6 protein-coding genes are annotated in these 7,475 nt (G+C 58.2%); 1 reads left to right on the top strand and 5 read right to left on the bottom strand.

Going from position 1 to position 7,475, the window contains the following annotated elements; translation table 11 throughout:
* Positions 1 to 375: 375 nt before the first annotated feature.
* The 3 genes from AC1DUU_RS17955 to AC1DUU_RS17965 form a co-directional block, all read right to left on the bottom strand.
* Positions 376 to 984 (bottom strand): hypothetical protein, encoded by a 609-nt coding sequence (locus tag AC1DUU_RS17955; protein ID WP_476784761.1) that lies wholly within the window; start codon positions 982 to 984, stop codon positions 376 to 378.
* A gap of 144 nt (positions 985 to 1,128) precedes the next feature.
* The gene (locus tag AC1DUU_RS17960) at positions 1,129 to 2,295 is read right to left on the bottom strand and encodes a DUF1194 domain-containing protein (RefSeq protein WP_476784762.1); all 1,167 of its coding nucleotides are present in this window, start codon (positions 2,293 to 2,295) and stop codon (positions 1,129 to 1,131) included.
* 994 nt (positions 2,296 to 3,289) lie between these two features.
* Positions 3,290 to 4,492 (bottom strand): succinylglutamate desuccinylase/aspartoacylase family protein, encoded by a 1,203-nt coding sequence (locus AC1DUU_RS17965; protein ID WP_476784763.1) that lies wholly within the window; start codon positions 4,490 to 4,492, stop codon positions 3,290 to 3,292.
* 322 nt (positions 4,493 to 4,814) lie between these two features.
* On the opposite strand from AC1DUU_RS17965, the gene AC1DUU_RS17970 reads away from it, so the two are divergent.
* Positions 4,815 to 5,087: a hypothetical protein gene (locus AC1DUU_RS17970; RefSeq protein ID WP_476784765.1), complete on the top strand. Its 273-nt coding sequence runs from the start codon at positions 4,815 to 4,817 to the stop codon at positions 5,085 to 5,087.
* Between the two features lie 172 nt (positions 5,088 to 5,259).
* Here AC1DUU_RS17970 and AC1DUU_RS17975 read toward each other — a convergent pair whose 3' ends face one another.
* Positions 5,260 to 5,880 carry a hypothetical protein gene (locus tag AC1DUU_RS17975; RefSeq protein ID WP_476784766.1) on the bottom strand — a complete coding sequence of 207 codons (621 nt, stop codon included), beginning with the start codon at positions 5,878 to 5,880 and terminating at the stop codon, positions 5,260 to 5,262.
* Positions 5,881 to 6,552: 672 nt separating this feature from the next.
* Positions 6,553 to 7,475 (bottom strand): oligopeptide:H+ symporter (locus AC1DUU_RS17980; RefSeq protein WP_476784764.1); only part of this gene is annotated, 923 nt, incomplete at its 5' end.

The raw sequence follows: 7,475 nt of genomic DNA on the forward strand, positions 1-7,475 counted from the left end.
CCACCATTTTGATGGCACCAAGCAAGAGTTGCCTAGTGGATGTCTACAGCAAAGCAATTGTGGAATCGAGAAAAATGAGGTGTGCCTCATTTACCAAAAATGACGTCTCTTGGACGGGGTGCTCCAATGTGCTCAGCATGTTCCATGCAGAGTTTCGGGACAAATCACTTAGCATAGCGAGCTCGTCATATCCGCCGTATGCTGCAACTACTTCGCAATACCGGGTATGATGCAACTTGGTTGGATTCCATTGTAATCAGAGGTGTAATCAGATGCTGGCTTCGTTTCTGAAAGTTCCAAGCTCAACTCAAAAGATGTCCGGCCACGCCGGCCATTGCGGTTTTTTCTAGCTATCGAGGTCTTTTTCATTCTCGATCAAGCTCCCGGTTCTCTTTTGGCAAGACGTACTACTACCGGCTTGACCCACCCGTCTGGYGACAGCAGCATCCAATCGGCCGCGGCCCATATCAGGCAACAAGTCATGAAGCTCAGAGACAACAGCAGTTCCTGCAAGTTTTCCAGCAGCGCAAGCTCCCGCCAGAGCGCAGCCCCGCCCACAAGGACCGCTGGTACACGGCTTACCAGGACCAGATCCTTGCAGAAATCGGCAACGCGCATGCCACCCAAGGCACTGCCGAATTTTCCCGCTGCGTGCAGTAAACCGGCCGAAGCGGCAAGCCAGGGATTGCCCATGATGACCAATCCGATCCCGAGAAGGATTGCGCCGATGCCAGAAAGCACATCGCCTTGTCGATTGAGCTTGGGATCGGGTGGCGCGCCGTTTGACCAGGCCCTGGTGTAGAGGAGGCCGCCCCAGAAAAACACGAGCGCGGCGCCAGTTAACGCAGCAGCCGCCGGACTGCCTACAACATGGACAATGCCGCGGCTCCACACGCTGGCCCCGTCATCGCGGGAAACATCCGCTGCGAGTGCGACGCCGAGCCCGACGATGAAGCCCAGTGAATTGCCCAAATTGTAGAGCATGCCGGGATCTCGCATGCGGCTCTCGATCCGCTGACGAGCGCTACCATGAGTCACGAGAGCACCGCATGGTCGCATGTAGTAAAATAGCGAAATAGGGCAACTGCTCCTCCATAGATGTGGAAGTGGATGGCCGAGCGGGGCACCTCATCGTGGCGTTTGTCGCGTGATGTTGCTGGCATATTGCGCGGCCGTGGTGCCGACGATCTCCAGAACAAGCTTGCGCCGAAGCGCCATTGCATATTCTTCCGGCTTGCTCGGCGCGATCACAAAGGCTCCCGCCCCCGTGATAACGTTGTTTTCCAGATATCCCGGCAGGTCATCGGTTATTCCGGGGTCGTCCCGCGAGACCGCAATGCCGTTGACTATGTAGCCGACTTCGAATGCTCGCGCCCGGCTGTCGTTGAGCGGTAGCCCGTCATTGTTGGTGCCGTTCGTGGAAACGTCGATGACCTTGCGCCCCGCATGGCCGGGATAACTGTCGAGCAGCAATCTGCCAGCGTCGATGGCGAATGAAAGCGAGGTTTTGCCGCGCCCCCTTGGCTCGGTGCCGTCGCTTCCACGTTCAAGGATGAGGCCCGCCGCATTGCTGGCATCTTCGGCGCCGCATAGTCTCGTCCAGGGAAGGATGACGGCCAGCTTCCCAACGCTCGACCATTCGACATAGGAGATCGCGACGCATCCGATCGGACCGCCTGTAATGGCATTGGCGACCTCGGCGGATCGTAGCGCCTCGACATGACCGTTGAGCTGCAGCTGAGCCGTATCAGGGCCGATAGAAGAGGACCTGTCTACGGCGAAGACAATCGCCGTGTCCACCGCGTCGCCCTCGATGGCAAATGCCGCGTCGGGCGAAAACGCTACCGAGTGCAAGGCCACGATTGCGACAGCAAGTGAGCCGCAGAAGGCGCCCCTTTTTCGAGCCGAAAATTTCCGACCGGCTGAAAACATGCTCAAGGCGGTCGGGCGTGAGCGTACTCCGACGGCGAGGGCTGAGTTTGCCATATGCATGCGAGAGTCTCCGGATCGGGAGATTGGCTTTGGCTTCAGGGACGGATCGCGTCCGGTCATCGCCCGTCGAAATCGAGCGGCGGCCGGCCCTTTTGACGCTTGTCCCGGCCGCAAGGCGCCCGCATCAGCATCAACAGCCTGATGACATCGTGAAGGACTTCGGAGATATCTCTCAGCCAAAAGCGTATCATTTTGCGCTCCCTCGCCACACGCTGTCTTGCCATTGTTGACATGACTGTACCTTCCGGCCGGAGACTTAAGCCTCGCTCCGCCGAACGCGTTACAGACTTGCTCTTCCAGCATCTGCGATGGTTATCGGGGGATTGTTGTGGAAATATTTGATCTTAACAAAATCAAGCGTTGCCAAGGAGGAACGGGCCAGTTGAGGCAGACTTCATTCGTCCTTTTTCTTTCGGCGAGGTGAAGAGGGATGCGGACGATGCGCTTCGTTGTGGCGCCGCGTCTACGGGGCCAGGATTGATGTTGCGCGGCTGGTTGATGTTCTCGGTCCGGCCGAATTGCTGAGAATGTCGTCTCCACTTCCTAAGATGCGGAACGCTCCCGTAGAGGGCGTACCGCCATGTTCAGGAAAGACTAGTCACTCAGCCGCCGATGCAAGCAGATGGCACTGCTCTGCCCACCCCCCACGAYAGGTGTCCCTGTACTATGGTCATCGTCTGCTGACCATTCGAGTAGGTTGTTCCGTCTGGTCCCATGGCGGGCAAATCGATAGCGGTCGCTCCGTTGATGGATACCGAGGCGTGGTCACCGAGGAGGCGCACTGCCAAGCGTGTGCCGTCCTCGCACCTGTAGTCACTGACGGGATACGGGTTGCCTGCACCGATCGCCGCGCCTGATGCGGGAAGCTCGATGCTTGCAAGCGTCAGGACGCTGATTGCTGCGATCGATAGTTCTCTCCACATGATAGTCCTCCAAGCTGGCCCACTAGCGTAGGCGAAGTGCCCGCACGAAAGAAGTCGGAGGAAAAATTCCTCAAACCGCGCGAAGTCCTAGATCTCGTCCGTCAATTCCGCCGGGCCCGATTTGCGAGCCATACTGGTGTTGCTCCTGGCCTTGGTGGCCTGTGTTGGCCGAGGCCGTTGGGGTGAAGCATCGCGGCCCCGTGGATCTCGYCAACTTCGATCTCACGCCAGTGGCCCGATTGCACGTTGATGCGTTGTTCGGAGCATCCTTCAAGGGCAATTTCGCACGCGAGGATGTTGCTCAAACCAGGTCGTGTCGAGGGCTAAGTCGCGATGCTCGTAGATACTCCTGAGCGGTCGCTCGCGTAGATGATCTATTCGGGGTAAATTTCAACACCGTCTTGCTGCGACTTGTTGAACAGAATGAATACGAGAGGGTTGCCGGGCTCGGACATTGCATCGCTGCGCTGTCCCGAAATCTCTCCAGCCACTTCGGCTGTATACTCCGCTACCACTTCGCCGAAGCTGTTGCGCTGGATGGCCACTTTTTGTCCGGGCACAACTTTGTCATTGAGTTTGACGAGATGCTCGACGATCCCACCGGCAGTGGCTAGAACCGGGAACCCGCTATTGCCGACAAAGACAGCCATGTCCTTGGCAGTGCGGCCTATCGGTCCGGCAACGATCCCGTAATGCTTGAGGACGTTCATCGTCCCTTCCACGAACAGCGCGATCATCTCACGATCCAGTACGCGGGCAGCGCCGATCTCCGGTGCAATTGCCGGGATTCCCGCGTCTATGAACGCATTGTGCAAGACCGTGGGATAGGCGGATTTCGGCATGTTGAGAATCTGGCCGACAGGATAGAGATCCAACATCGCCTTGACCTCGGGCCTGTCTATCTCGCCGATGTTGAATGCGGTGACTTCGAACCCGGTCGTCCCAGTGTGGAAATCGATCGCTGCTTCGGCGTTCGGTCGCAGTAGCCTGTTGAACAGCAGCCCTGCATGGCGGCTAGCTGCAGTGAGGCCGTTCTCATTTCCGGGCCATTCCCGATTCATGTCGATCAGATCGATGCCTCTGCCCTGGTTCGGCCACCGGCGTTGCATGCTTTCCAGAGCGGGGCGGGATATGTCGGTGACTGCCGTCACCGTGCCGGACATCTTCGTCGGATCGAGCTGGTTCACCACGGTCTGGACAGTGTGTATGGAACTCATCTCGTCACCATGCACGCCGCTTGTCAGGACGACACGCTTGCCCGGCTTGGCCCCCTTTGCCACAGTCACCGACACGTACCAGTGCTGCCCTGTGGGTGTCTCCACACCCTGAAAATACAGGCGATGCTTCTGCCCGGCTTCCAGGTCGTTCACGTCGAGCGAAGTGATGACCTTCTTTCCGTCGATGACGTCACCTGTGTAGGAGGTCCCTTGGGTTCCAGTCGGCGCCGCATTTGCTGGTACCGAAGCCGCTCGTACCTGCGTCGGTCCCGCCACCAGCGCGGCAGCCGCACCGATGGTGGTGGCCGACGCAATTATGAAGTCCCGACGATCGAGCCGTTTTCCATTTCCATTCGCCATAGATATGGTTCCTTGTAAGAGGATCTCCGCAGATGGTTTGCCATGTGCGTCGAATCTGATCAAACCTGTTGCGTCCAGAATAGTAGTCCACTGGGCTCTTCATCGAGTACAGCCCAGCAGAAAAGAAATGGACACGGCGCCCAAGATTGGGATGGTATGCAAAGCTAGGCGATGCAGCACCAAACCGAGCTGAGCAATCGCGTCAGGCACCTTCGAGACCGAGCAATGCTGTCCAGGGGGTAGCGATGCTGGAGGCGCCTAACAGATTGCGCTCGGCGCCAATTGGTCGGTTACCCCGCAGGCACAGCTGACCTATTCGGCTATCGATCGTGACGACTTCACCGGCCTCTTCAGCGGCGCGGTTTCGCTGGCGGATACGCATAATCTCAGGGAGCGTCTCGCCAGACAAGCCGTCTCTATGCCTACGGCATCGCAAACCTCTACTACGACTTACAGTCGAACTCGGATGTCAGGCTTTCCGCTGTCAAGCACACCAGCGAACAGGACGCGTTGTGGGGTCGCCTCGGTCTTGGGGGCACCTTGGGCAATGAGAAATATGCCCTTTATGGCGAGGCCACGATCGACACCAGTCTGAACAATTTCGGAGACAGCTATACCCTGACGGGAAGAATAGGCTTGAATGCCAAATTCTAGGCGGACCACAATGAGGAAATTGCTTCCTCATTGTGGCGGATACGTCGGCTTTGCGCTTGAGCGGACATCCTCCAGTGCAGACCGGAATGACCGACGCGGTACGGAGGATGCCCTTAGGGGCGACCGCCTGGACCCGTATTCATCTCCCGAAGCTCGGTTACGAACTGCTGAGGCCGCAGGTATTTCGAGGGAACCTTGTATCCCATGGAGCGGGCGATATCGCCGGTAAAGGCGTTGCAATTGTAAACCGAAGCCTGCCAGAGCCGCGTGGTATCCTGAAGCTTGCGTATGTGCGCAACGACGTTGTTATACTCGGCCTGGTTTAGCATCACCCGCCAACTCGCTGACCTGTATTGTTCTTCCAAGTCGCCATCGCTCGCTCCGGTTTCGGCGGGCACCGGCACAAAATGACCAAGGACGTAAGGAACTTCGCTGTTGGACGCCGGGTGAAGGCCCGCAATTTCGAGATTGGCGGCCCGCCCTGCCTCATTGAGGCGCCCGAAAGCAACGTAGGTATGGCCGTAGCTTAGTGCATAGCGGGAACGGAATTCGACGAAGTATCCGGATGAATTCGTCGCCATTGCTCCGCGGCCTCTACCTGTCACGGACGGAGCAACAGAGGCCACGCCACTATGGCCGTTCGACACGTAGCCTGGCTGAGGGGGCAGGTCTTCCGACACACATCCCGTCGCTGCCAGCGCAAACAGGACCCATAGCAGATGGCTGGCTCTCATTTGTGTCCGCGCATGTGTCGCTTGTCGTTGTTCACACCTAGCGTGCTGGAAAATGCCGGCAAGTCGGTTGCGGCTTTCAACGCCCAGCGCTGACGCCATCTTTTCCAAATCCGCCCGAAAGCGCCTGATGCGATTGCTCGCTTCCTTGCTTGCTTGATCGCAGGGCGAGTTTCCCCGTTTCGCAACTTCATCGGATAGCGCGGCCAGGTCCTGCTCCTGAACCTGCAGATCCCTGCTGATTGCAACTGCCATGGCATTTTCCCTCCCAACTCCCGCCGTGATAGCCAGAGTTGGAACAATTCCTAAATCGAGATTTCGTTGCATGGTACTGGAAATGCGAGTGTCATGCTCGCATCTTGGAGTAGCTAGCCCCTTGCCAACTCACGCCGATATTCGGTCGCTGGGCAGCGACTGTGAGAAGCGGAAGGACCGAGATGAGGTCGGTTGCACAATGGCAACTTGCGGTAAAACTCTGCTGAAACCGGACCGCTCATTCTCGGCGCCGTTTCGGTCGGCGTGCGCCGCGTGGCGGCCATACGGGTAAACCAGCATGGCACTCGTTTCGGACATGTCGAACTCCACCAAGCGATGGAGACTGTCAGCTGACCCCGCTACTGCGGCGCTGTCTGCGATATTCGTTGCCAACTGGCCGATGAAAACAGACCGGCCGAGTTATTGAGCCTCACGAGCCTCTTCAAGCCGCTCGCTACCACCAAGAGCCCAGCGAGTAAGCGGGCGAGCAAGGAGGATAAGCACGACCCCGAAAGCGGCGCTTGTCAGGAAGATACGCATGAAGGCTTCCGGTAGGCCAGCCGCGTTCTCAGTGTCCATGCCAGATGCGAGCAGTCCGGCCATCAGGTTTCCGAGCGAAGAGGCGACAAACCAGAAACCCATCATTTGGCTGGTGAAGCGCTCGGGCGCGAGGCGCGAGAAGGTAGACAGGCCTACCGGGCTCAGCATCAGTTCGCCCACAGTGTGAAGAAGATAGGTGCCGACCAAGAAGAGCGCGGAAACTTTCACACCGGTAGCTGCGGTAAGCGCGGCTGGCACGAGGATCAAATAGCCTAATCCCATCGCGATTAGCGCCAATCCGAACTTCACAAAGACGGGGATGGTCCAGCGGTTCTCAGCATAGATCCAGAACGCGGCGAAGGCCGGGGTCAGCAAGATGATGAACAGGGCGTTGAGGTTTTGGAACCACGAGGTGGGCACGATGAAACTGCCGAGTTCGCGCTGGGTGAGGTCGTTGGCAAACAGGTTGAGCGATGAACCCGCCTGCTCGAAACCCGACCAAAAGAGCGCCGCGGCGACGAAGAGGAGTGCAAGGGCAATCATTCGCCTCTTCTCCGGGCCGGTCAGGTCGCCGGCAAAGTATATGTTCAGGAAGAAGGCGCAGGCCACGGTTATGATGACCATCCCCATGGCCTGTGCGAGGCCCTGGGGGCTGGTTAGGCTGATCTGACCGGTCAGTGCGGCTGCGGTGACCAGTAGCACGACCGCGCCTGCGATCATGCCGGTGAAGATTTGGTCGCGCTTGCCGATGACTACGTCGGGGTGGAGGTGGACGGAGGGCGCGTTGCCCTTATCGCGAAGCG

This window comes from Aminobacter sp. P4_H6_2 (assembly GCF_056400805.1).

Excerpts from the sequence above, each read along its gene's own strand:
- AC1DUU_RS17960 (WP_476784762.1), bottom strand. The coding sequence starts at position 2,295 with ATGCTGGAAGAGCAAGTCTGTAACGCGTTCGGCGGAGCGAGGCTTAAG.
- AC1DUU_RS17965 (WP_476784763.1), bottom strand. The coding sequence starts at position 4,492 with ATGGCGAATGGAAATGGAAAACGGCTCGATCGTCGGGACTTCATAATT.
- AC1DUU_RS17975 (WP_476784766.1), bottom strand. The coding sequence starts at position 5,880 with ATGAGAGCCAGCCATCTGCTATGGGTCCTGTTTGCGCTGGCAGCGACG.